This is a genomic window from Bacillus sp. XT-2, from assembly GCF_025696525.1.
GTDB classification, from domain to species: domain Bacteria; phylum Bacillota; class Bacilli; order Bacillales; family Bacillaceae; genus Bacillus; species Bacillus halotolerans.
Map to the genome: position 1 here is coordinate 751,523 of NZ_JAHVOC010000001.1, position 22,852 is coordinate 774,374.

Here is a 22,852-nt window from a genome sequence, read left to right on the forward strand (position 1 = left end):
AGAGAATAGGGTAGCAGAGAATGAGTGTAGTTGAGCTGAGACATGTATGTTTATTCTACCCAAAAGAAGCCTTTCTTTTGGGTTTATTTTGTTATATCTTGATTTTCCCTCTCATGCCTTCTTCTCATTCTCCTTGCCAAAAGGAGTGAGAGCAATGAATTTCCAATCAAACATTTCTGCATTTTTAGAGGACAGTATGTCCTACCGCACCATACCGATTGTGGAGACATTCACAGTTGACACACTGACACCTATCCAAATGATCGAGCAGCTGGACAGGAAGATCACTTACCTTCTTGAAAGCAAGGATGACACATCAAATTGGTCCAGATATTCGTTCATCGGCCTTCAGCCATTTCTCACGATCAAAGAACAGCAAAATGATTTTACTGCTCAAGATGAGAATGGACGATCCCTTTACACTGGAAAAGAATTAAAAGAGGTTCTGGATTGGATGAATGCAGCATACAAAATCAAAACGCCAGAGCTTGCCATTCCCTTTGTAGGCGGAGCTGTCGGGTATTTAAGCTATGACATGATCCCGATGATTGAACCTTCTGTTCCTCGCCACAGGAAGGAAACGGAATTTGAAAAGTGTATGCTGTTTGTTTGCAGCACATTAATTGCTTATGATCATGAAACAAAAAACGTCCACTTTATTCAGTATGCTAGATTGAATGGACAAGAAACTGAAGCTGAAAAAATTGCTGTGTTCAATAAAAATCACCGAGAGCTACAAGGCCTCATTGATAAGATGATGGATCAAAAAAACATAAAAGAACTGTTTCTTTCATCTGAGTCATATAAGACACCAGGTTTCGATTCAGTATCTTCAAATTACGAAAAATCAGCGTTTATGGCAGATGTAGAAAAGATCAAAGAATATATAAAAGCAGGCGACATCTTTCAAGGTGTCCTGTCACAAAAATTTGAGATTCCGATAACAGCAGATTCCTTCGAATTGTACAGAGTGCTGCGAATCGTCAATCCTTCGCCGTATATGTATTATATAAAACTCCCGGACAGAGAGATTGTCGGCAGCTCTCCGGAACGGTTAATCCACGTTCAAGACGGGCATTTGGAAATCCATCCGATTGCCGGAACAAGAAAAAGAGGCGCAGACAAAGAGGAAGATGAAAAACTCAAAATTGAGCTGATGAAAGATGAAAAAGAAAAAGCGGAGCATTATATGCTCGTTGATCTAGCTCGAAACGATATCGGCAGAGTGGCAGAGTATGGATCGGTTGCTGTGCCGGAGTTCACAAAGATCGTCTCATTTTCACATGTTATGCACATCATTTCAGTCGTCACAGGGAGGTTGAAAGAGGGAGTTCACCCTGTTGATGCGCTAATGTCGGCTTTTCCTGCGGGAACTTTAACCGGGGCCCCAAAAATCCGCGCCATGCAGCTTTTAAATGAATTGGAGCCGACACCGAGAGAGACATACGGCGGCTGCATCGCCTACATCGGATTTGACGGGAATATCGACTCCTGTATTACGATCCGCACCATGAGCGTAAAAAACGGTGTCGCATCCATACAGGCTGGAGCAGGTATTGTTGCTGATTCTGTGCCGGAAGCCGAATATGAAGAAAGCTGTAACAAAGCGGGCGCACTGCTGAAAACCATTCATATTGCTGAAGACATGTTTCGTAGCAAGGGGGATGAAGCCGATGAACCAATTTCTGCAAACGTGCGTTGACGGTAAGACACTTACTGCTGTTGAAGCGGAAGCGCTTATGAATATGATGATGACAGCAGAAATGACTCCTTCTGAAATGGGCGGTATATTGTCTATCCTGGCTCATCGGGGCGAAACTGCAGAAGAGCTGGCGGGCTTTGTGAAGGCCATGCGGACACATGCCCTTACGGTAGACGGACTTCATGATGTGGTTGACACATGCGGTACAGGCGGTGACGGCATCTCTACCTTTAATATTTCAACGGCATCGGCAATCGTTGCTTCAGCAGCAGGAGCTAAAATTGCTAAGCACGGCAATCGCTCCGTATCTTCTAAAAGCGGAAGCGCCGATGTTCTAGAAGAGCTTGGGATACCAATCCAAACCACACCTGAAGAAGTCAGAATCAGCATTGAAACAAATAACATGGGATTTCTCTTTGCGCCGCTTTATCATTCGTCCATGAAACATGTGGCGGGTACAAGAAAAGAGCTCGGATTCAGAACGATTTTTAATCTGCTCGGACCGCTCAGCAATCCTTTGCAGGCGAAGCGTCAGGTGATCGGTGTCTATTCTGCTGAAAAAGCGGGATTGATGGCAAGCGCACTGGAAATGTTCCAGCCGAAGCATGTACTATTCGCAGCAAGCCGTGACGGTTTAGATGAGCTTTCGGTTACATCACCGACCGATGTGATTGAAATAAAGGATGGAGAGCGCCGGGAATATACTGTTTCACCCGAAGACTTCGGCTTCAAAAATGGCAGACTTGAAGATATACAGGTGCAGTCACCGACAGAAAGCGCTCATCTGATTCAGAATATTTTTGAAAATAAAAGCAGCCGATCAGCTTTATATATTACAGCCTTTAATGCCGGCGCTGCGATATACACGGCGGGTATTGCCGAAACACTGAAAGAAGGAACGGAGCTTGCGTTAGAAACGATTGCAAGCGGAGGTGCCGCAGCGCAGCTTGATAGACTGAAACAGAAAGAGGGAGAGATCTATGCTTGAAAACATAATCAATCAAAAAAAAGAAGAAGTCAAAACTCTCATCCTGCCAGAAGAGCAGCCTTTTGAAAAACGGTCTTTTAAAGAGGCGCTGGCTAACCCGAACCGTTTTATCGGATTGATTGCCGAAGTCAAAAAAGCGTCGCCGTCAAAAGGACTCATTAAAGAAGATTTTGTTCCGGAGCGGATTGCAAAAGACTATGAAGCTGCGCAGGCAGACGCGCTTTCTGTTTTAACTGACTTTCCGTTTTTCCAAGGGAAAAACAGTTATTTATCAGACGTAAAGCGTGCTGTTTCGATTCCGGTGCTGAGAAAAGATTTTATTATCGATTCTATTCAAGTGGAGGAATCAAAGAGAATTGGAGCAGATGCCATATTGTTAATCGGAGAGGTGCTTGATCCTGTACAGCTTCACGAGTTGTATCTCGAAGCAGGGGAAAAGGAAATGGACGTGTTAGTGGAGGTTCATGATCAAACGACGCTTGAACAAATAGTGAAGGTATTCACCCCTGATATTCTCGGTATTAATAATCGAAACTTAAAAACGTTTGAAACTTCGCTTGAACAGACGAAACAGATTGCATCCCTAGTTCCGAAAGAATGCTTGCTTGTCAGTGAAAGCGGCATTGGTTCTTTAGAACATTTAACATTTGTCAAAGAACATGGAGCACAAGCTGTTCTAATCGGAGAGTCATTGATGAGACAGCATTCACAGCAAAAAGCAATCCATGCTTTGTATGGGGAGTGAGGTTGTGAAAAAACCGGCATTAAAGTATTGCGGTATACGGTCACTGCAGGACCTGCGGCTTGCAGCGGATTCACAGGCAGATTATCTGGGTTTTATTTTTGCTGACAGTAAACGAAAAGTATCTCCGGCAGATGTGAGAAAGTGGCTGAGCCAAGTTCGTACCGAGAAACAGATTGCAGGCGTTTTTGTGAATGAATCGCTGGGAACGATTGCCCGTATAGCAGACGATTTGCAGCTTGACGTCATTCAGCTTCATGGTGATGAGACTCCAAAGGATGCTGAAGTCCTCCGTCTGCTGACAAATTGTGAAATATGGAAGGCGCTCCATCATAACAGCACAGCAATTCAGAATTTGGACCGCTTTAACGATTCTGTAGACGGTTTTGTGATTGACTCATCTGTAAAAGGGGCAAGAGGCGGGACTGGAGTGGCTTTTGCTTGGGAGTGTGTGCCTGAATATCAGCAGAAAGCTGAACAAACGGGGAAACGGTGTTTCATCGCAGGCGGTGTGAATCCCGACACAATCGCAGACTTATTGAAATGGAGACCGGGCGGAGTCGATCTTGCCAGCGGAATAGAAAAGAACGGGCAAAAAGATGTCAAACTGATTAGGCTCTTAGAAGAAAGGATGAACCGATATGTATCCATATCCGAATAAAATAGGCAGATACGGCGATTTTGGCGGGAAATTTGTTCCGGAAACTCTTATGCAGCCGTTAGAAGAAATTGAAACAGCATTTAAGGAAATAAAGGATGATCCTGTTTTTAGGGGAGAATATCATAAGCTGTTAGCTGAATATTCCGGCAGGCCGACCGCATTAACATATGCCGATCGAGTCACAGAGCATTTAGGCGGCGCTAAAATTTATTTGAAAAGAGAAGATTTAAACCATACAGGTTCCCATAAAATCAACAATGCTTTAGGCCAGGCATTGCTTGCAAAAAAAATGGGTAAAACGAAAATCATTGCAGAAACAGGTGCCGGACAGCATGGAGTAGCCGCCGCCACAGTTGCTGCAAAGTTTGGTTTTTCCTGCATTGTATTTATGGGTGAAGAGGATGTCGCCCGCCAGTCTCTGAACGTATTCCGAATGAAGCTTCTTGGAGCAGAGGTTGTGCCGGTCACAAGCGGAAACGGGACACTGAAGGATGCGACAAATGAGGCTATCCGCTATTGGGTTCAGCATTGTGAGGATCATTTTTACATGATCGGATCGGTTGTCGGACCGCACCCTTACCCGCAAATTGTCCGGGAATTCCAAAAAATGATCGGAGAGGAAGCGAAGGATCAGCTGAAAGACATTGAGGGAACACTGCCTGATAAAGTCGTTGCCTGCGTAGGCGGCGGAAGTAATGCGATAGGCATGTTTCAGGCATTTTTAGACGAAGATGTTGAACTGATCGGTGCTGAAGCGGCAGGAAAAGGAATTAACACTCCGCTTCATGCCGCTACCATTACGAAAGGAACTGTCGGTGTGATTCACGGTTCGCTCACTTACCTCATTCAAGACGAGTACGGTCAAATTATTGAGCCTTATTCAATTTCAGCAGGACTTGACTATCCGGGAATTGGTCCGGAGCACGCTTATTTGCATAAAAGCGGCCGTGTCACATACGATAGCATAACTGATGAAGAAGCAGTAGATGCGTTAAAACTATTGTCAGAAAAAGAAGGGATTTTACCAGCGATCGAATCTGCTCATGCATTAGCGAAGGCATTTAAAATCGCAAAAGAGATGGGGCGGGATCAAACTATCCTCGTCTGTTTATCAGGAAGAGGAGACAAGGATGTCAACACATTAATGAACGTATTGGAAGATGAGGTGAAAGCGCATGTTTAAAGTAGACCTGCAGCAGTCGGGAAAGTTGTTTATCCCGTTTATTACAGCGGGTGATCCGTTGCCGGAAGTTTCAGTTGAACTGGCTAAGTCTCTTCAAAAAGCGGGTGCCACGGCACTTGAGATCGGTGTAGCATATTCAGATCCGCTGGCAGACGGTCCGGTGATTCAGCGGGCTTCAAAACGGGCGCTTGAGAACGGGATGAATATTGTAAAAGCGATTGAATTAGGCGGAGAAATGAAAAAAAATGGCGTCAATATTCCCATTATCCTCTTTACGTATTATAATCCTGTGTTACAATTGAACAAAGAATACTTTTTCGCTTTACTGCGGGAAAATCATATAGACGGCCTGCTTGTTCCGGACCTGCCTTTAGAAGAGAGCGCCAGCCTTCAAGCGGAATGCAAAACCCATGAGGTAACGTATATTTCTTTAGTTGCACCGACAAGCGAAAGCCGTTTGAAAACGATTATTGAACAAGCCGAGGGCTTCGTCTACTGTGTATCTTCGTTAGGTGTGACCGGTGTCCGAAATGAGTTCAATTCATCAGCTTATCCATTTATCCGGACAGTGAAGAATCTCAGCGATGTGCCGGTTGCTGTTGGGTTTGGTATTTCCAGCCGCGAGCAGGTGGTCAAGATGAATGAAATCTGTGACGGTGTCGTAGTGGGAAGTGCGCTCGTCAAAAAGATAGAAGAGTTAAAGGATCGGCTCATCAGCACTGAGACGAGAGATCGTGCAGTGCAGGAGTTTGAAGATTACGCGAAGACGTTTGGCGGTTTGTACAGTTTAAAATGAGGTGACTGGATTTGCGTATCAAAGAACATTTAAAACAACTGAAGCCTTATCAGCCGGGTAAACCGATTGAAGCAGTAAAAGCAGAATATGGCTTGGATAAAGTCGTGAAGCTTGCATCAAACGAAAATCCGTACGGCTGTTCGGAAGCTGCAAAAGAGGCACTTCATCATGAAATTCAACAGCTTGCGCTTTATCCCGATGGATATAGCGCAGCTTTGCGGACAAGGCTCAGTGAGCACCTCAATGTGAGCGAAACATCACTTATTTTCGGCAATGGTTCAGATGAAATCATCCAAATTATATGCCGGGCTTTTTTAAACGACAAAACAAACACGATTGCAGCAGCACCGACTTTTCCGCAATATAAGCATAATGCGGTAATTGAAGGCGCTGAAGTTCGTGAAATTGCCCTTCGTTCTGACGGCTCTCATGATTTAGACGCGATGCTTGAAGCGATTGACGAACAGACTCAAGTCGTTTGGATTTGCAGCCCGAACAACCCGACTGGCACTTATACAGCTGAAGGAGAATTGATTTCATTTCTGGAGCGTGTTCCTTCTCGTGTCCTCGTTGTTCTTGATGAAGCATATTATGAATATGTAACAGCTGAGGATTACCCGGAAAGCATACCGCTTTTGAATACGTATTCCAACTTGATGATATTGCGTACGTTTTCAAAGGCATACGGTCTGGCGGCGCTTAGAGTCGGATACGGTATTGCTGACGAAAAATTGATCCGCCAAATAGAGCCGGTAAGAGAGCCGTTTAACACCAGCCGTCTTGGCCAGGCTGCAGCGATTGCAGCGCTTGACGATCAAGAATTTATCGCTTCTTGCATCGAGAAAAATCAAGCAGGCCTTCAGCAGTATTATGATTTTGCGGAAACACACGGATTAAAATGCTACCCTTCACAGACAAACTTTGTTTTAATAGATTTTAACCGCCAGTCTGATGAATTGTTTCAGGCATTGCTGCAAAAAGGTTATATTGTCCGATCAGGAAATGCATTAGGGTTCCCGACTTCACTCCGGATTACGATCGGCACGAAAGAGCAAAACGAGGAAATTCTCGCAACTTTAGCTGAAATTTTATAAGAGGTGGTCAAGAATCACCTCTTTAGTCTATGAACCAGGTGATGACGAATGAATCAAATCAAGAATACAATATTGCTCGCCGGTCTCGGATTGATAGGCGGTTCTATTGCGTTAGCCATCAAAAAAAAACATCCGGAAAAACGCATTATTGGGGTCGATATCTCAGATGAGCAGGTAGTGGCTGCCTTAAAATTAGGTGTGATAGACGAGAGTGCTGATTCGTTTATTGACGGCGCGAAAAAAGCTGCAACCGTTATTATCGCAACACCTGTTGCGCAAACGCTGCTTATGCTTGAAGAGCTGGCTCATTCAGAAATTAAGCATCCGCTTTTGATTACTGACGTAGGAAGCACAAAGCAAAAAGTGGTTCATTACGCCGATCAAGTGCTGCCTGCCGGCTACCAATTTGTCGGAGGGCATCCGATGGCGGGCTCGCATAAATCAGGAGTTGCCGCTGCAAAGGAATTTCTGTTTGAAAATGCTTTTTATATTTTAACCCCGGGCCGTAAAACGGACAGACAAGCGGTCAATCAGTTAAAACATTTGCTGCAAGGGACGAATGCCCAATTTGTAGAAATGTCGCCTGAAGAGCATGATGGCGTAACAAGCGTTATCAGTCATTTTCCGCATATTGTTGCAGCCAGTCTTGTGCATCAGACCCATCACTCGGAAGAGCTTTATCCGCTTGTGAAACGGTTTGCTGCCGGCGGTTTTCGGGATATTACCCGGATTGCATCAAGCAGTCCTGCAATGTGGCGTGATATTCTGTTACATAATAAAGATAAGATTTTAGATCGTTTTGATGAGTGGACTCGTGAGATTGAAACGATCCGGACATATGTAGAGCATGGAGATGCGGAAAAACTATTCAATTATTTTAAAACGGCAAAGGACTACCGTGATGGACTGCCTCTCCGCCAGAAGGGCGCAATACCGGCATTTTATGATTTATACGTAGACGTGCCGGATCATCCTGGTGTGATTTCCGAGATAACGGCTATACTTGCTGCGGAACGCATCAGTATAACGAATATCCGCATTATTGAAACGAGAGAAGATATTAACGGGATTTTAAGGATCAGTTTTCAATCCGATGATGACCGCAAACGGGCCGAACAGTGCATAGAAGCCCGCGCAGAATACGAAACTTTTTATGCTGATTGAGGTGGAAACAATGAAAAGAGAAAAGGTGCAGGCGTTAAACGGCGAAATACATATTCCCGGTGATAAATCTATTTCTCACCGCTCTGTTATGTTTGGCGCGCTTGCGAAAGGCACAACAACTGTTAAAAATTTTCTGCCGGGAGCAGACTGTCTGAGCACCATCGATTGCTTTAGTAAGATGGGTGTTCAAATTGAGCGAAACGGCAGTGATGTAGTCATTCACGGGAAAGGGATGGATTCCCTGCGAGAACCAGAAAGTCTGTTAGACGTCGGTAATTCAGGCACAACGATTCGTCTGATGCTCGGAATCCTTGCGGGCCGCCCTTTTTACAGCGCGGTAGCTGGGGATGAAAGCATTGCGAAACGCCCGATGAAACGTGTAACAGAACCTCTGAAACAAATGGGCGCTAAAATTGACGGCAGAGCCGGCGGAGAATTTACACCGCTGTCAGTAAGCGGCGGTACATTAAAAGGCATTGACTATGTATCACCTGTGGCCAGCGCGCAAATTAAATCAGCTGTTCTGCTTGCCGGGTTACAGGCTGAGGGGACTACCACTGTCACCGAGCCTCATAAATCCAGAGATCATACTGAACGGATGCTGTCGGCTTTCGGAGTGAAACTGGCAGAGGACAAGACAAGCGTTTCCATAATAGGCGGCCAGCAGCTCACGGCTGCAGATATTTTTGTTCCAGGAGATATTTCTTCAGCCGCGTTTTTCCTTGCAGCTGGCGCAATGATTCCAAACAGCAGAATTGTACTGAAAAACGTGGGGTTAAATCCGACTCGCACCGGTGTCATCGACGTGCTTCAAAACATGGGGGCAAAGCTTGAAATCATACCATCTGTTGACGAAAGCGCAGAGCCTTATGGAGATTTAATCATTGAAACGTCATCTCTTAAAGCGGTTGAAATTGGCGGAGATATTATTCCGCGCTTGATTGATGAGATACCTATTATTGCGCTTCTTGCGACTCAGGCGGAAGGAACAACAGTCATTAAGGATGCCGCAGAGCTTAAAGTGAAAGAAACGAACCGTATCGACACAGTTGTTTCAGAGCTTCGAAAGCTCGGTGCTGAGATTGAACCGACTGAAGACGGAATGAAGGTATACGGCAAACAAACTCTTAAAGGCGGCGCGAAAGTATCCAGTCATGGTGATCATCGGATCGGAATGATGCTCGGCATAGCTTCCTGTTTAACAGAGGAGCCGGTTGAGATCGGACAGACAGACGCCATTCATGTGTCATATCCAAACTTTTTTGATCATTTAAATAAGCTTTCAAACAAATCCTGAAGTTTTATGCTTCAGGATTTGTTGTGTGAGCGTTTATCAGTCATAAACTGAAGGGGAAAAACATAGCCTGTCTTATAAAGGAATATAAAAACTAAAAAAGAGGGAGGGGTGCTTTACTTACAAGTCGGCAGGTCAAGGGCTGCTTTACTGTAATAGAGGGCTATCTTCCTTTTTTTATTTGCTATCGCAGGATCTTTTGATAAACTAATAAGACTCAGAAATTCCTTGACGTACAGTGTAAGCATCTTATTTGCCGAGGGCTTTCCTCTGAATTATGATAGGATTAACCCAAACAAGTAAGACTTTTATGTATGATTGATGTTGTTAGGAAAAGAAAGGACCGGTCCGATTTGAATACATTAATTCAAGAAGCCATAAAATTAGTTGAAGCAGGAGAAACAGAAAAGGGACTCAACACCCTCTCGAAGGCCGAAAAACAGCTTCATGATGAAGATAAAGCCATCGCAGCACAGCTTTATTACGAGTGGGGAAATGTAGAGAAAGCGATCTCACTGATCAGTGATTTGCATGATTTATATCCGAATGAAACAGAACTGACGAATTTTTATGCTGAACTTTTAATAGATATTGACGAAGAAGAAAAAGCGCTGGCTGTGCTGGAAACGATCCCGGAATCAGACCCATCATATCCGGAAAGCCTGCTGCTCATGGCTGATCTTTATCAGATGCAGGGGCTGTTCGAAGTAAGTGAGCAAAAGCTTTTACAGGCAAAGTCTATTCTTGAAAATGAACCAATCATTGATTTTGCGCTAGGCGAGCTTTACTTTACTCAAGGAGCCTATGCAAAAGCTGTTCAATATTTTAAAAGAACGGCTGGGGAGCAGAGTGAGATCGGAGGCGTTAATGTCCACCAAAGACTGGCGGAATCGCTAAGTGCATCAGGAGATTTTGAGGAGGCCATTCCGTGGTATGAAAAAGCTGTAGATGAGAATCCTGACCCTAATACAATTTTCGGCTATGGATTTACAGCCTCGCAGGCGGGACTGATCAAAACGGCTATTAAACAGCTGTCCGATTTAAAGGAGCTTGATCCATCCTATTCATCACTTTATATGCCGCTTTCAAAGAGCTATGAGGCTGAAGGGATGTATGAAGAGGCATTAAAAACGGCAAAAGAGGGTATCAGGTATGATGAATATAACAAAGAACTTTTCCTCTATGCCGCAAAGATGGCGTTAAAAATCGGGAAGTCAGAAGAAGGGAAAAAACTTCTTCAGGAAGCGCTTGCTCTTGATCCTGGTTTTGTCGAAGCACTTCATACTCTCCTTGCTGTGTATCATAAGGAAGAGGATTTTGAGCAAATTATTGATCTGATTCAAGAGGTGCGGGGCTACGGGGAAGAAGATCCGAAATACAATTGGTATCTGGCCAGCGCTTACACCGAATTAGAGCAGTATGAACAAGCAAAACAATCCTTTGAAGCAGCTTTTCTTCACTATCGTGATGACAGAGATTTCTTATACGAATACGCAACCTTTTTATTAGAAGAAGGCCTCCAACAAGAAGCGCTGCCGCTATTGAAAAAGGTACTCGAAATAGACGGAGCCAATGAAGAGCTGGAAGAAATAATCTTGCGGATCGAGGATGAATTTTCGAGATAAGCAGGAAATTTAACCGCTTATGTGGAACATATAAGTATAGATTATACGAACGATAGAGGAGGGAATTACATGCAGACCCCTGTTTCTGTCAATGAGAAAAAGGATTTTATCCGTTGGTTTTTAAACCATTATCAGCTAAAGCGCAGAGAGTGCGTATGGATCTTGAACTACTTAATGAGCCACGATTCTTTAATGGAAAAGGTTCATTTTGTAGAGCAGGCAGAATTTTGCCCTAGAGGCATTATAATGTCAACACATTGTGTTGAAGAAGTTCCGTTTCGGTTTTATAAAGAGAATGTCATGACAACCGACGCGGAAAAATCTTTTCATGATATTAGATTAAATAAACAGCAGGATTTGTTTATCCAGCTTAATTTCCGTTCAGCCTACAGTTCTCCTGAGTATGCGGCGGTGCTGGAGTCCAACCCTCACATTCCGAAAGATCTGTTTGAAAACAAAAAAGATCAGGGGCTGGCTGAACAAATCCTGGAGCACGCCATTTCTACATTCCAAAGAGAAAAATTATTAAAAGACATTGACGATGCGCTTGATCGTCACGATAAAGAAGCATTTGAACAATTATCGCGCCAATTGAATCAGCTCACATAACATGACCAGCCTTGCAGTGTAATGCAAGGCTTGTTGTCGTAAAAAGGGGAGAACGATGATGAGGTGGAAAATGCCTGATGCTAAGGACTATTTACAATCTAAAGATTACATTGATACCGCTGTCATACCATTAATTAACATAAAAATGGGGAGCCAATTAAAAATAGCAGCTGAAAGAGGCGAATTTACGCAGCTTCTAGCTGATGAATTGGAAAGGCAGTTAAAAGGACGGGTATATTTATTGCCTGCTTATACATATGTTGATAGAAATGAAAATACCGTTCAAGGGCTGAAAGATTTACAGGAGGAGGTCAAATCAGATTTTCAGCATGTTGTACTGCTGACAGCTGATGATCATTGGAGTTGCGAAGAGTCATTGGGGAAGATGATTGTTGCGCCTTCTGTTCCGTTAGAGCACTTAAATGACTCCATAAAAAGAAAAATATTAGATGAACGAACAGCTGAAATTTTGAACGTTTTGTTACAGTTATGGAACGCCTCGTAAAAACACTTACATTTCCTTATAAACAATATTTTGGCTATATTGACCTTGCTGAGAGATTCATATATTATGAGGGTGTCTAGAGTTGTGAAATATTTTCTATTTTAGTCAGTTTGCAGGGTTGACCTTGAGGGGGGGGAGAAGAGATGGGCGGAAGACATGATATATCGAGACGTCAATTTTTAAATTATACGCTTACAGGCGTAGGGGGGTTTATGGCGGCTAGTATGCTCATGCCTATGGTTCGCTTTGCACTCGACCCGGTATTAAAATCGACAGGAAAGCAGGACATGGTTCAGGTTGTCAGCGTAGATGAGCTGACAAAAGAGCCGCAGCGCTTTGATTTCAAAATTAATCAAGTCGATGCCTGGTATGAGTCGGAAGAATCGAGATCAGCTTGGGTTTTCAAAAATGGGGATGAGATTGTAGCACTTTCACCAATTTGTAAGCATTTGGGGTGTACGGTGAACTGGAACAGCGATCCTAAAAATCCGAATAAATTTTTCTGTCCTTGCCACTACGGACTCTATGAAAAAGACGGCACCAATGTCCCGGGCACGCCGCCGCTTGCGCCTCTTGATCATTACGAGCAAGAAGTTAAAGACGGCTTCCTGTATCTTGGAAAAGCAAAGCCTAAGGGGGAAGGGTGACATGCTGAACAAAATTTATGACTGGGTAGATGAACGGCTTGATATTACACCGATGTGGAGGGATATTGCCGATCACGAAGTGCCGGAACATGTGAATCCCGCCCACCATTTCTCTGCGTTTGTGTACTGTTTTGGGGGACTGACGTTTTTTGTAACCGTTATCCAAGTGTTGTCTGGGATGTTTTTAACGATGTACTATGTGCCTGATATTAAAAATGCCTGGGAATCGGTATATTATTTGCAAAATGAAGTTGCATTCGGCCAGATTGTCAGGGGAATGCACCATTGGGGCGCCAGCTTGGTCATTGTGATGATGTTTTTACATACGCTGAGGGTCTTTTTCCAAGGGGCGTATAAAAAGCCGCGGGAACTGAACTGGATAGTCGGTGTGTTAATCTTTTTTGTCATGCTTGGGCTTGGGTTTACAGGCTACTTGCTACCTTGGGATATGAAGGCTCTGTTTGCCACAAAAGTCGGGCTGCAGATCGCTGAAGCCACTCCTTTGATCGGGACGCAAGTCAAAACACTCCTGGCAGGGCATCCGGATATTGTAGGCGCCCAAACGCTGACTAGGTTTTTTGCGATCCATGTATTCTTTCTTCCTGCCGCCTTGTTTGGATTGATGGCCGCACACTTTATTATGATCCGCAAGCAGGGGATTTCAGGACCGCTTTAAACTTGATCTGCGAATAAAAGGGAGGGGATGACATGCACCGGGGCAAAGGGATGAAATTTGTAGGAGACTCAAGGATACCGGCTGAGAAAAAGCCGAATATACCGAAGGATTACTCAGAGTATCCCGGTAAAACAGAAGCCTTCTGGCCAAATTTCCTATTGAAGGAATGGATGGTCGGAGCTGTCTTTCTGATCGGTTTTCTTGTTTTGACGATTGTACACCAGCCGCCTTTGGAGCGGATGGCGGACCCGACGGATACAGGTTATATTCCGCTGCCGGACTGGTATTTTCTTTTCTTATATCAGCTTTTGAAATATGAATACGCCGCTGGGAGCTTTACGGTGGTCGGCGCTATGATTATGCCGGGGATTGCCTTTGGCGCTCTGCTTTTGGCACCATTTCTCGACAGGGGAACGGAAAGAAGGCCTTGGAAGCGTCCCGTGGCTGTCGGGATGATGCTCTTGGCTATTTCCGCGGCTGTATTTTTGACCTGGCAGTCCGTAGCTACTCACGACTGGGCAAAAGCAGAGGAGCAGGGGAAAATCACAAAAGAAGCGGATATCGATACCAGTGCCGAAGGATATAAAATTTTTCAGGAGCAGGGCTGTATTTCATGTCACGGGGATAATCTTCAAGGCGGAGCGGCCGGGCCTTCATTGGTAGACACCGGACTGAAGCCGGAAGAAATCAAAAAGATCGCTGTTGAAGGAAAAGGCCAAATGCCGGCAGGTGTGTTCAAAGGAAATGATAAGCAGCTTGAAGAACTTGCGAAATTCATTTCCGAAACAACGGCAAAATAACGTATTGTGAATTGCGAAACGGAAGGATATACTTTTATTATCAAAAGCTGACCAGGCGTCAGCTTTTTTATATGGACACATTATTTTTACAGACTGAGAGTTGATTTGATGTGAAATGGTTTCAATATGTATTAGGACAGCGAACGATGCTTATTCTTGTCTTAGCGATCAATTTTCTGGGGACGGTTTACGGATACTATTGGTACTTGCCTCAGCTTTTGGAGACGCCGGCCCGTTTCCTCATCTTTGTTCCGGACAGCCCGACAGCAACGTTTTTCTTTTTGTTTGTGCTGCTGGCCTTTCTCATGAAGCGGAATGCTCCGCTTTTTGAAGCGCTTGCGTTAGTGACGCTCGTGAAATATGGCTTGTGGGCGGTCGCCATGAATCTTCTCGTATTGGCTGTAACGGGTGATTTGCCATGGGAAGGCTATATGCTGATTGCCTCGCATTTTGCAATGGCTGTCCAGGGGGTGCTGTACAGCCCGTATTTTCGATTTTCATTATGGCATCTTGTTATCGCTGCGGTCTGGACGCTTCATAATGATGTCATTGATTACCTGTTTGGGATGATGCCGCAATACTCCATGCTTTCTGAATATATGACTGACATAGGATACGGAACGTTTTGGCTGAGCATCTTTTCAATCGGACTTGCCTTCTATCTCGTCATTTCGAAAAAGCAAACAAAGCTTCAACTGACGTAAAGACAATCTTGGTCTATCCTTGTCCTTTCCTTCATATTCTGTAAGGAGAGAGAGTGGGAGGGACCTGCATGAAACGAAAGCTGACGATCTGTTTGTTGATTGCTCTTATTTTTTATAATGGGAATGCCAAGGCTGAAGAGCGGGGAAGCCTCAAGGAATTGAATGATTTATCCGATACGGTTTTTCAAATGACCCGCCAGTCGAAATATGAAGAGGCGTTACAAGTCTTATCTTATTTTGAAAAAACATTAAAATCCGCTGAAAAACAGAAGCAAGACAGCATGTTAACTGGAGCCCAAATTCGCCAAATTACTTTGGGCTATAACGATATGGTACGGAGTTTAAAACAGGCTGATGCATCAGACACACAAAAGCTCAGAGCAGCCGCGCAGTTCAGAATGCTGATGGATGCTGTTGACAATCAGTCTGATCCCCTTTGGGGGTCACTGGAGAAGCCGATTATGGAGGTCTTTGCCGCACTTAAGCAGGATGTCCAAAAAAATGAAAGTACGAGCTTTCATGAAAAGTGGAACGAATTTATCAGCTTGTATGATTTGATTTATCCAAGTCTTACAATCGATATATCAGAAGATCAGCTTGATACAGTCGGAAAACATATTGAAGTGATTGAGCAAGAGGGGTTTCAGCAAATGACCGAGAGTACGAAGCTTGAACGGCTTTCCCTACTCCAGAACGATCTGAAGAGTGTATTTGACAGGGTGGAAGAGGATGATGCAGATCCGTCTTTGTTATGGGTGATGATCACTACAGGCGGTATCATCATTACTGCACTTACTTATGTCGGTTACAGAAAATACAGAGCGGAGAAAAAGAAACTAAAAAAGCGGGATTATCCAAAATGAGTAAGAGGGGCGGCGGCAGCCGCCTTTTGTTATCAAAAAAACATTAGCGCGGGAGCGGATTTTTATTTTCATCGAGTGTAAATCCTTCTCCAAGCACATCGTGGACATCGCTGACCGCGACAAAGGCATGAGGGTCAATGGAGTTGATCACACTTTTCAGCATGACCAGTTCGTTTTTAGGCACTACACAATACAGCACGTCTAGATCCTCTTTCGTGTAGGATCCCTGTCCTTTCAAAATGGTAACGCCCCGTTCCATTTCCTCAAGAATTTTCTTCTGAATCTGGTCGTTTTTCGCAGAGATGATTGTTGCACCTTTAGCTGCGTATCCGCCTTCCTGGATAAAATCAATCAGTCTTGCCGCCACAAATACGGCAACCAATGTGTACATGGCTTCTTTGTAAGAGAGATAGGTAAGCAATGATAAAATGATCACGCAAGCATCGAAAGCAAACATCGTTCGGCCCATCGGTATCCCAAAATACTTATTGACCAAACGGGCAATGATATCAACCCCGCCCGTCGTACCGCCGAACTTAAAAATAATGCCTAAGCCGGCTCCAATGAATACGCCGGCAAATAAAGCGGCAAGCGCAAGATCATGCTGAAGGGGCATATGTATTTCATATCGCTGAAAAATGCTGAGGAATAAAGACAGTGCTACAGTACCGACTAGGGTGTATACAAACATTGTCTTGCCCAGCAAACGCCAGCCGATAAAAAAGATCGGGATATTCAAAACCAGGTTTGAAATAGAAGGACTAATATGGAAAAGGGCATAAAGCAATAGCGTAATTCCCGTGAATCCACCCTCTGCCAGATTGTTTTGCATATTGAAATGAACCAGGCCAAATGAAAAAATTGCTGCACCGATTAAAATAAAAAATATGTTTTTTAATCTAATTTCTCCAAGCATCACACAAAACCCCTTTTCCTTCCATTAGATAGCGTTTATATTATAGTGGATGCAAAAGAAAACAGCAAACGTGCTTAAACATTTGTCAAACGTATCCGAATTAGCTAACATGTAAGAGGATGATAGGAGGTTTCGTGCAGTGAGTGATAAAACAATGAAAGATATACAGGCTGAGGTGGACCGCTACATCGGCCAATTTAAAGAAGGGTATTTCAGCCCGCTTGCCATGATGGCAAGATTAACCGAAGAACTGGGCGAGCTTGCAAGGGAAGTCAATCATCGTTATGGAGAAAAACCAAAAAAAGCGACTGAAGATGATAAAAGCATGGAAGAGGAAATGGGCGATGTGCTGTTTGTATTGGTTTGTTTAGCCAATTCACTTGATATTTCATTAGAGGAAGCCCACGACCGAGTCATGCATAAATTTAATACAAGAGATAAAGAACGCTGGACAAGAAAAGAAGAAGGAAAGTAGAGGAGATCAAGATGTCAAACGAAACAATTAAAGTAGTCATTGCAGGACCGCGGGGAAGAATGGGGCAAGAAGCTGTTAAATTGGCGGAAAAAACACCTCATTTTGACCTAGTCGGAGCAGTTGACCATACATACGATCAGCACAAATTATCTGATGTGATGTCTGTTGAGTCTGATGCTCTTATTTACACAGATATCCATGCCTGCTTTACAGAAACAAAACCAGATGTATTGATTGATTTAACTACACCCGAAATCGGGAAAGTACATACAAAAGTTGCATTAGAACACGGTGTCCGCCCTGTAGTGGGTACGACCGGTTTTTCTGAAGCTGATTTGAAAGAACTTACATCTCTGACAGAAGAAAAAGGGATCGGGGCTATCATCGCTCCAAATTTTGCATTGGGTGCGTTACTCATGATGAAATTCTCAAAAATGGCTGCCAATTACTTCGATGATGTTGAGATTATTGAGCTTCACCATGATCAGAAGCTTGACGCGCCAAGCGGAACGGCTCTCAAAACCGCTGAAATGATTTCTGAGGTTCGAAAAGAAAAACAGCAAGGACATCCAGATGAAAAAGAAATTCTCCCAGGAGCAAGAGGTGCGGAGCTAAACGGAATCCGTCTGCACAGTGTTCGTCTTCCAGGGTTGATCGCCCATCAGGAAGTGATGTTCGGCATGGACGGCCAAACGCTGCAGATCCGTCACGATTCTTATAACCGTGCTTCCTTCATGTCCGGTGTAAAACTGTCTGTAGAACAAGTCATGAAGATTGATCAGCTTGTCTACGGATTGGAAAATATCATTGATTAGACAGGGGGATAAATGATGAAAATTGCTTTGATCGCGCATGACAAGAAGAAACAGGATATGATCCAATTTACAACCGCTTATCAGGAGATTTTGAGTCATCATGATCTATATGCAACGGGAACAACGGGATTGAAAATTCAAGAGGCAACCGGCCTTCAAATTCAGCGTTTTCAATCCGGCCCTTTAGGCGGAGACCAGCAAATCGGCGCGTTAATTGCCGCTAACGCACTTGACCTAGTTATCTTTTTGCGCGACCCGCTGACCGCACAGCCGCATGAACCGGATGTCTCGGCATTAATCCGTTTATGTGATGTTTATTCGATTCCGCTTGCCACCAATATGGGAACTGCAGAAATACTTGTTCGCACACTTGATGAAGGCGTTTTTGAATTCCGCAATCTTCTTCGGGGAGAAGAACCTCATGTATAATGCTGACGTTCTTGCTTTTGGCGCCCATAGTGATGATGTCGAGATCGGTATGGGCGGCACAATAGCAAAGCTTGTCAAACAGGGAAAAAAAACCGTGATATGCGACTTGACTGAAGCGGAGTTGTCTTCAAACGGAACAGTCAGTTTGCGAAAAGAAGAAGCGGCCGAAGCAGCCCGTATATTAGGTGTGGACAAAAGAATTCAGCTGACGCTCCCTGACCGCGGGCTGATGATGAGTGGTGAGGCGATTCGGGCGATTGTCACAGTCATTAGAACCTGCCGGCCGAAAGCGGTGTTTATGCCATATAAAAAGGATCGTCATCCGGATCACGGCAATGCTGCCGCACTGGTAGAAGAAGCGATCTTTTCAGCAGGAATTCATAAATATAAAGATGAAAACAGCCTGCCTGCGCATAAAGTAAGTAAGGTCTACTATTATATGATAAATGGTTTTCATCAGCCTGATTTTGTTATTGATATCTCGGATACAATAGAGGATAAAAAGAAAAGCCTCAATGCCTACAAAAGCCAGTTTGTACCGTCACAGAATTCTGTTTCAACACCATTGACGAACGGTTATATCGAGATCATTGAAGCAAGAGAAAAGCTGTACGGCAAAGAAGCGGGTGTAGGGTACGCCGAGGGCTTCTTTTCCAATCGGATGCTGATGCTGGATCATGATGTGCTTGGGGGCGAACAATGAAAAAGTTAAAGATAGGCATTACATGCTATCCGAGCGTCGGCGGCTCAGGTATCATTGCGACAGAACTCGGGAAACAGCTTGCTGAAAAGGGTCATGAAATCCATTTTATAACATCGAGCATCCCGTTTAGATTAAATACATACCATCCTAATATTCACTTTCATGAAGTTGAAGTTAACCAATATGCCGTTTTTAAATATCCGCCGTATGATTTAACATTGGCAAGCAAAATCGCTGAGGTTGCAGAACGGGAGAATTTAGACATCATCCACGCTCACTACGCTCTGCCGCATGCGGTTTGCGCTTATCTCGCAAAGCAGATGCTGAAACGGAATATCGGCATCGTAACAACTTTGCATGGAACGGATATTACAGTATTAGGCTACGATCCATCCTTAAAAGATCTTATCCGTTTTGCGATAGAGGCTTCAGACAGGGTGACAGCGGTCTCATCAGCTCTTGCTGCTGAAACGTACGATTTAATTAAGCCGGAGAAAAAAATAGAAACGATTTATAATTTCATAGATGAACGTGTATATCTTAAGAAAAACACAGCGGCCATTAAAGAGAAACACGGCATACTGCCGGATGAAAAAGTCGTGATCCATGTGTCCAACTTCAGAAAGGTCAAACGTGTGCAGGATGTCATCCAGGTGTTTCGCAATATAGCCGGCAAAACAAAAGCAAAACTGCTCTTAGTCGGAGACGGTCCTGAGAAATCAGTGGCCTGTGAGCTTGTCACAAAATATGGGCTGGAAAAACAAGTACTGATGCTTGGAAATCAAGACCGTGTCGAGGAGCTTTACTCAATCAGTGATTTGAAGCTGCTGCTGTCTGAAAAAGAAAGTTTTGGCCTTGTCCTGCTTGAAGCGATGGCATGCGGAGTGCCTTGCATCGGAACGAATATTGGCGGTATCCCTGAAGTGATAAAAAACAATGTGAGCGGGTTTTTGGTGGATGTCGGCGATGTCGAAGCCGCTTCAGCCAAAGCGGTTCGCATTTTAGAAGACGAACAGCTGAGCAAGCGGTTTACCGAAGCGGCCATGGAAATGCTCAATAATGAATTTTCGTCACAAAAGATTGTCAGCCAGTATGAACAGATATATGCCGATTTAGCAGAACCGGAGTGATGACATGGAACAAGTTTTTATTAAAGCACTTCCCGTGCTCCGCACATTAATTGAAGCAGGCCACCAAGCTTACTTTGTCGGAGGCGCAGTTCGTGACAGCTATATGAAACGAACAATTGGAGATGTCGATATTGCGACAGATGCGGCACCGGACCAAGTAGAACGGCTTTTTAAGCGGACAGTTGATGTCGGCAAAGAGCACGGGACCATTATCGTGCTCTGGGAAGATGATACCTATGAAGTCACTACATTCCGGACTGAATCAGATTATGAAGATTACAGAAGACCGTCAGAAGTGCACTTTATCACCTCATTAGAAGAGGATTTGAAACGCAGGGATTTGACGATTAATGCGATGGCCATGACAGCTGACGGTCAAGTTCTTGATTATTTTGGCGGCAAGAAAGACATTGATCAGCAGCTGATTCGAACGGTTGGAAAACCGGAGGACCGCTTTCAGGAGGATGCGCTTCGCATGCTGAGAGCGGTGCGATTTATGAGCCAGCTCGGATTTACGCTTTCGAAAGAAACAGAAGAAGCGATCATAAAAGAGAAAACACTTTTGTCTCATGTGTCAGTCGAACGGAAAACAATAGAGTTTGAGAAGCTTTTACTGGGAAAAGCGTCCCAAGAGGCCATTCAAATGCTTGTACATACGGGGCTTTATGAAGAACTGCCCGGTTTTTATCACAAACGAGAGAACCTGCTGACGGCGAGTGAGTTTCCGTTTTCTCTTCTCGCTTCTCGTGAGGAGCTTTGGGCAGCGCTTTTAATTGATCTTCAGATAGACTTGAAAGAAGCGATGCTTTTCCTGAAAGCCTGGAAGCTCCCTGGAAAAGTGATGAAGGAAGCCGCTCACATTGCCGATACGTTTGGCCAGAGCCATGACGCTATGTCCATGTACAAGGCTGGTGAAAAAGCGCTTTTATCCGCGGTCAAAATATCAATGCTCCGGCAAACCAAGCAGCTGAACGGCGAGAGACTGAAGGAAGTTAGAGAAGCTTATCAAAGCCTGCCCATCAAAAGTCTGAAGGATCTTGCCATCACAGGGCGGGACTTACTTGCACTGCGAAACCAGCCCGCTGGAAAATGGGTGTCTGAAGAATTACAGCGGATAGAGCAGGCTGTTGTAACGGGAAAGCTCTCCAATCAGAAGGAACACATAGAGGAGTGGCTGAAGACATGCGATCAACCTTAAGAAACGATCTTATTGAATTATTTTCTCAGGCCGGAAGCGAATTTATTTCCGGCCAAAAAATCAGTGATGCTCTCGGCTGCTCGAGAACAGCTGTATGGAAGCATATTGAGGAGCTTCGCAAAGAAGGCTATGAAGTGGAAGCTGTCAGAAGAAAAGGGTATCGGCTTATCAAAAAGCCTGGAAAACTCAGTGAAAGTGAAATTCGGTTTGGGCTGAAAACAGAAGTGATGGGCCAGCATCTTTTTTATCATGACGTCCTTTCATCCACTCAAAAAAAGGCTCATGAGCTTGCTAATGATAACGCGCCGGAGGGCACTCTCGTTGTCGCAGATAAACAAACAGCCGGCAGAGGGCGTATGTCAAGGGTGTGGCATTCTCAAGAAGGAACAGGCATCTGGATGAGCCTGATTTTGCGTCCAGACATTCCGCTTCAAAAAACACCTCAGCTTACGCTTCTTGCTGCGGTAGCTGTTGTGCAAGGAATAGAGGAGGCAACAGGTCTCCAAACGGATATTAAATGGCCTAATGACATATTAATTCATGGAAAAAAAGCAGTCGGCATCTTAACTGAAATGCAGGCGGAAGAAGACCGCGTCCGTTCAGTCATTATCGGAACAGGCATAAACGTCAATCAAGAGGCCGATGATTTTCCCGAGGAGCTAAAAGAAACCGCAACGAGCCTTAGTCAGGCAGCCGGTGAAAAAATAGATCGGGCCAGCGTCATGCAGCATATTTTGCTTTCTTTTGAAAAACGGTACCGCGATTATTTAGCGTATGGTTTCACGCCGATTAAACTTCTGTGGGAAAGCTATGCGCTTGGGATCGGCAGTGAATTAAGAGCAAGAACGCTAAACGGAACATTTTATGGGAAAGCTTTAGGAATAGACGAAGAGGGTGTTCTTCTTTTAGAAACAAAGGAAGGCATAAAAAAAATCTATTCGGCAGATATCGAAATGGGTTCATTGTAGTTGGTACAAACCTGTTGATTTTGATATACTTCCATTGGGCAGTATCGCCTGCGAACTGCACCTATTCATAAAAAATAGATAGACATTGCAGCAGTCTGCCTTGATCCAAAAAGGACTGGGACAGAGGGATGAAACTCGCCGAACTTTAGAAAGTGAAGAATCCTT

At 44.3% G+C, this 22,852-nt stretch carries 25 protein-coding genes; 24 read left to right on the top strand and 1 reads right to left on the bottom strand.

Annotation, left to right across the window (positions count from 1 at the left end; all coding sequences use genetic code 11):
* The first annotated feature begins 154 nt into the window (after positions 1-154).
* The 17 genes from trpE to ypjB all read left to right on the top strand — a co-directional run bounded on the left by trpE (position 155) and on the right by ypjB (position 16,053).
* On the top strand, positions 155-1,702 hold the full coding sequence (gene trpE / locus KXD37_RS04120) for an anthranilate synthase component I (protein ID WP_101860364.1): 1,548 nt from the start codon (positions 155-157) through the stop codon (positions 1,700-1,702).
* The gene (gene trpD, locus KXD37_RS04125; RefSeq protein ID WP_127696822.1) at positions 1,674-2,690 is read left to right on the top strand and encodes an anthranilate phosphoribosyltransferase; all 1,017 of its coding nucleotides are present in this window, start codon (positions 1,674-1,676) and stop codon (positions 2,688-2,690) included. The genes trpE and trpD overlap by 29 nt, the downstream gene beginning before the upstream one ends.
* Positions 2,683-3,435 (top strand): indole-3-glycerol phosphate synthase TrpC, encoded by a 753-nt coding sequence (gene trpC, locus KXD37_RS04130; RefSeq protein ID WP_095713181.1) that lies wholly within the window; start codon positions 2,683-2,685, stop codon positions 3,433-3,435. The genes trpD and trpC overlap by 8 nt, the downstream gene beginning before the upstream one ends.
* Before the next feature lie 4 nt (positions 3,436-3,439).
* On the top strand, positions 3,440-4,093 hold the full coding sequence (locus KXD37_RS04135; RefSeq protein ID WP_127696823.1) for a phosphoribosylanthranilate isomerase: 654 nt from the start codon (positions 3,440-3,442) through the stop codon (positions 4,091-4,093).
* Positions 4,074-5,276 carry a tryptophan synthase subunit beta gene (trpB, locus tag KXD37_RS04140; RefSeq protein WP_263463248.1) on the top strand — a complete coding sequence of 401 codons (1,203 nt, stop codon included), beginning with the start codon at positions 4,074-4,076 and terminating at the stop codon, positions 5,274-5,276. The genes KXD37_RS04135 and trpB overlap by 20 nt, the downstream gene beginning before the upstream one ends.
* Entirely contained in the window at positions 5,269-6,072 is an 804-nt protein-coding gene (gene trpA / locus KXD37_RS04145; RefSeq protein WP_188323096.1) for a tryptophan synthase subunit alpha, read from the top strand. Before trpB ends, trpA begins: the two co-directional genes overlap by 8 nt.
* An 11-nt stretch (positions 6,073-6,083) precedes the next feature.
* On the top strand, positions 6,084-7,166 hold the full coding sequence (gene hisC, locus KXD37_RS04150) for a histidinol-phosphate transaminase (protein ID WP_188323095.1): 1,083 nt from the start codon (positions 6,084-6,086) through the stop codon (positions 7,164-7,166).
* Between the two features lie 48 nt (positions 7,167-7,214).
* A complete protein-coding gene (locus KXD37_RS04155) occupies positions 7,215-8,330 on the top strand; it encodes a prephenate dehydrogenase (RefSeq protein ID WP_106020024.1) in 1,116 nt (371 codons plus the stop codon).
* 10 nt (positions 8,331-8,340) lie between these two features.
* On the top strand, positions 8,341-9,627 hold the full coding sequence (aroA, locus tag KXD37_RS04160) for a 3-phosphoshikimate 1-carboxyvinyltransferase (protein ID WP_254517688.1): 1,287 nt from the start codon (positions 8,341-8,343) through the stop codon (positions 9,625-9,627).
* Positions 9,628-9,977: 350 nt separating this feature from the next.
* On the top strand, positions 9,978-11,249 hold the full coding sequence (locus KXD37_RS04165; RefSeq protein ID WP_103671821.1) for a tetratricopeptide repeat protein: 1,272 nt from the start codon (positions 9,978-9,980) through the stop codon (positions 11,247-11,249).
* Between the two features lie 69 nt (positions 11,250-11,318).
* Positions 11,319-11,858, top strand: a complete 540-nt coding sequence (locus tag KXD37_RS04170; RefSeq protein ID WP_003225551.1) for a ReoY family proteolytic degradation factor — start codon at positions 11,319-11,321, stop codon at positions 11,856-11,858.
* A gap of 58 nt (positions 11,859-11,916) precedes the next feature.
* Entirely contained in the window at positions 11,917-12,363 is a 447-nt protein-coding gene (locus KXD37_RS04175) for a YpiF family protein (RefSeq protein ID WP_101860372.1), read from the top strand.
* A 143-nt stretch (positions 12,364-12,506) separates the two neighbouring features.
* Positions 12,507-13,010 (top strand): ubiquinol-cytochrome c reductase iron-sulfur subunit, encoded by a 504-nt coding sequence (locus KXD37_RS04180; protein WP_010334725.1) that lies wholly within the window; start codon positions 12,507-12,509, stop codon positions 13,008-13,010.
* Position 13,011: 1 nt separating this feature from the next.
* Positions 13,012-13,686, top strand: coding sequence for a menaquinol-cytochrome c reductase cytochrome b subunit (qcrB, locus tag KXD37_RS04185; RefSeq protein ID WP_003225560.1), 675 nt, complete (start codon positions 13,012-13,014; stop codon positions 13,684-13,686).
* Positions 13,687-13,718: 32 nt separating this feature from the next.
* Positions 13,719-14,486, top strand: a complete 768-nt coding sequence (locus tag KXD37_RS04190; protein WP_010334724.1) for a menaquinol-cytochrome c reductase cytochrome b/c subunit — start codon at positions 13,719-13,721, stop codon at positions 14,484-14,486.
* A 110-nt stretch (positions 14,487-14,596) separates the two neighbouring features.
* A complete protein-coding gene (locus KXD37_RS04195) occupies positions 14,597-15,190 on the top strand; it encodes a DUF1405 domain-containing protein (protein WP_185848879.1) in 594 nt (197 codons plus the stop codon).
* Positions 15,191-15,258: 68 nt separating this feature from the next.
* Positions 15,259-16,053, top strand: a complete 795-nt coding sequence (gene ypjB, locus KXD37_RS04200) for a sporulation protein YpjB (RefSeq protein WP_101860373.1) — start codon at positions 15,259-15,261, stop codon at positions 16,051-16,053.
* A gap of 43 nt (positions 16,054-16,096) precedes the next feature.
* Here the strand turns inward: ypjB and KXD37_RS04205 are convergent, their stop codons facing one another.
* Positions 16,097-16,969: a YitT family protein gene (locus KXD37_RS04205; protein WP_044155146.1), complete on the bottom strand. Its 873-nt coding sequence runs from the start codon at positions 16,967-16,969 to the stop codon at positions 16,097-16,099.
* A 139-nt stretch (positions 16,970-17,108) separates the two neighbouring features.
* Here KXD37_RS04205 and KXD37_RS04210 point away from each other — a divergent pair, with 139 nt between their 5' ends.
* Genes KXD37_RS04210 through KXD37_RS04240 form a run of 7 tightly spaced genes read left to right on the top strand, consistent with a single transcriptional unit; the run spans position 17,109 to position 22,687 of the window.
* Positions 17,109-17,444, top strand: a complete 336-nt coding sequence (locus tag KXD37_RS04210) for a nucleotide pyrophosphohydrolase (RefSeq protein ID WP_106020022.1) — start codon at positions 17,109-17,111, stop codon at positions 17,442-17,444.
* Between the two features lie 11 nt (positions 17,445-17,455).
* Positions 17,456-18,259 carry a 4-hydroxy-tetrahydrodipicolinate reductase gene (dapB, locus tag KXD37_RS04215; RefSeq protein WP_263463249.1) on the top strand — a complete coding sequence of 268 codons (804 nt, stop codon included), beginning with the start codon at positions 17,456-17,458 and terminating at the stop codon, positions 18,257-18,259.
* Positions 18,260-18,274: 15 nt separating this feature from the next.
* The gene (gene mgsA, locus KXD37_RS04220; RefSeq protein WP_044155160.1) at positions 18,275-18,688 is read left to right on the top strand and encodes a methylglyoxal synthase; all 414 of its coding nucleotides are present in this window, start codon (positions 18,275-18,277) and stop codon (positions 18,686-18,688) included.
* A complete protein-coding gene (gene bshB1 / locus KXD37_RS04225; protein WP_127696827.1) occupies positions 18,681-19,391 on the top strand; it encodes a bacillithiol biosynthesis deacetylase BshB1 in 711 nt (236 codons plus the stop codon). The genes mgsA and bshB1 overlap by 8 nt, the downstream gene beginning before the upstream one ends.
* A complete protein-coding gene (gene bshA, locus KXD37_RS04230) occupies positions 19,388-20,521 on the top strand; it encodes an N-acetyl-alpha-D-glucosaminyl L-malate synthase BshA (protein ID WP_263463250.1) in 1,134 nt (377 codons plus the stop codon). Before bshB1 ends, bshA begins: the two co-directional genes overlap by 4 nt.
* A gap of 4 nt (positions 20,522-20,525) precedes the next feature.
* The gene (locus KXD37_RS04235) at positions 20,526-21,719 is read left to right on the top strand and encodes a CCA tRNA nucleotidyltransferase (RefSeq protein ID WP_254517683.1); all 1,194 of its coding nucleotides are present in this window, start codon (positions 20,526-20,528) and stop codon (positions 21,717-21,719) included.
* A complete protein-coding gene (locus KXD37_RS04240; RefSeq protein WP_263463251.1) occupies positions 21,704-22,687 on the top strand; it encodes a biotin--[acetyl-CoA-carboxylase] ligase in 984 nt (327 codons plus the stop codon). The genes KXD37_RS04235 and KXD37_RS04240 overlap by 16 nt, the downstream gene beginning before the upstream one ends.
* Positions 22,688-22,852 lie beyond the last annotated feature (165 nt).

Coding starts and splice junctions, on each gene's coding strand:
- trpE (WP_101860364.1), top strand. CDS start 155: ATGAATTTCCAATCAAACATTTCTGCATTTTTAGAGGACAGTATGTCC.
- trpD (WP_127696822.1), top strand. CDS start 1,674: ATGAACCAATTTCTGCAAACGTGCGTTGACGGTAAGACACTTACTGCT.
- trpC (WP_095713181.1), top strand. CDS start 2,683: ATGCTTGAAAACATAATCAATCAAAAAAAAGAAGAAGTCAAAACTCTC.
- trpB (WP_263463248.1), top strand. CDS start 4,074: ATGTATCCATATCCGAATAAAATAGGCAGATACGGCGATTTTGGCGGG.
- trpA (WP_188323096.1), top strand. CDS start 5,269: ATGTTTAAAGTAGACCTGCAGCAGTCGGGAAAGTTGTTTATCCCGTTT.
- KXD37_RS04155 (WP_106020024.1), top strand. CDS start 7,215: ATGAATCAAATCAAGAATACAATATTGCTCGCCGGTCTCGGATTGATA.
- aroA (WP_254517688.1), top strand. CDS start 8,341: ATGAAAAGAGAAAAGGTGCAGGCGTTAAACGGCGAAATACATATTCCC.
- KXD37_RS04170 (WP_003225551.1), top strand. CDS start 11,319: ATGCAGACCCCTGTTTCTGTCAATGAGAAAAAGGATTTTATCCGTTGG.
- KXD37_RS04175 (WP_101860372.1), top strand. CDS start 11,917: ATGAGGTGGAAAATGCCTGATGCTAAGGACTATTTACAATCTAAAGAT.
- KXD37_RS04180 (WP_010334725.1), top strand. CDS start 12,507: ATGGGCGGAAGACATGATATATCGAGACGTCAATTTTTAAATTATACG.
- qcrB (WP_003225560.1), top strand. CDS start 13,012: ATGCTGAACAAAATTTATGACTGGGTAGATGAACGGCTTGATATTACA.
- KXD37_RS04190 (WP_010334724.1), top strand. CDS start 13,719: ATGCACCGGGGCAAAGGGATGAAATTTGTAGGAGACTCAAGGATACCG.
- ypjB (WP_101860373.1), top strand. CDS start 15,259: ATGAAACGAAAGCTGACGATCTGTTTGTTGATTGCTCTTATTTTTTAT.
- KXD37_RS04205 (WP_044155146.1), bottom strand. CDS start 16,969: ATGCTTGGAGAAATTAGATTAAAAAACATATTTTTTATTTTAATCGGT.
- dapB (WP_263463249.1), top strand. CDS start 17,456: ATGTCAAACGAAACAATTAAAGTAGTCATTGCAGGACCGCGGGGAAGA.
- mgsA (WP_044155160.1), top strand. CDS start 18,275: ATGAAAATTGCTTTGATCGCGCATGACAAGAAGAAACAGGATATGATC.
- bshB1 (WP_127696827.1), top strand. CDS start 18,681: ATGTATAATGCTGACGTTCTTGCTTTTGGCGCCCATAGTGATGATGTC.
- bshA (WP_263463250.1), top strand. CDS start 19,388: ATGAAAAAGTTAAAGATAGGCATTACATGCTATCCGAGCGTCGGCGGC.
- KXD37_RS04235 (WP_254517683.1), top strand. CDS start 20,526: ATGGAACAAGTTTTTATTAAAGCACTTCCCGTGCTCCGCACATTAATT.
- KXD37_RS04240 (WP_263463251.1), top strand. CDS start 21,704: ATGCGATCAACCTTAAGAAACGATCTTATTGAATTATTTTCTCAGGCC.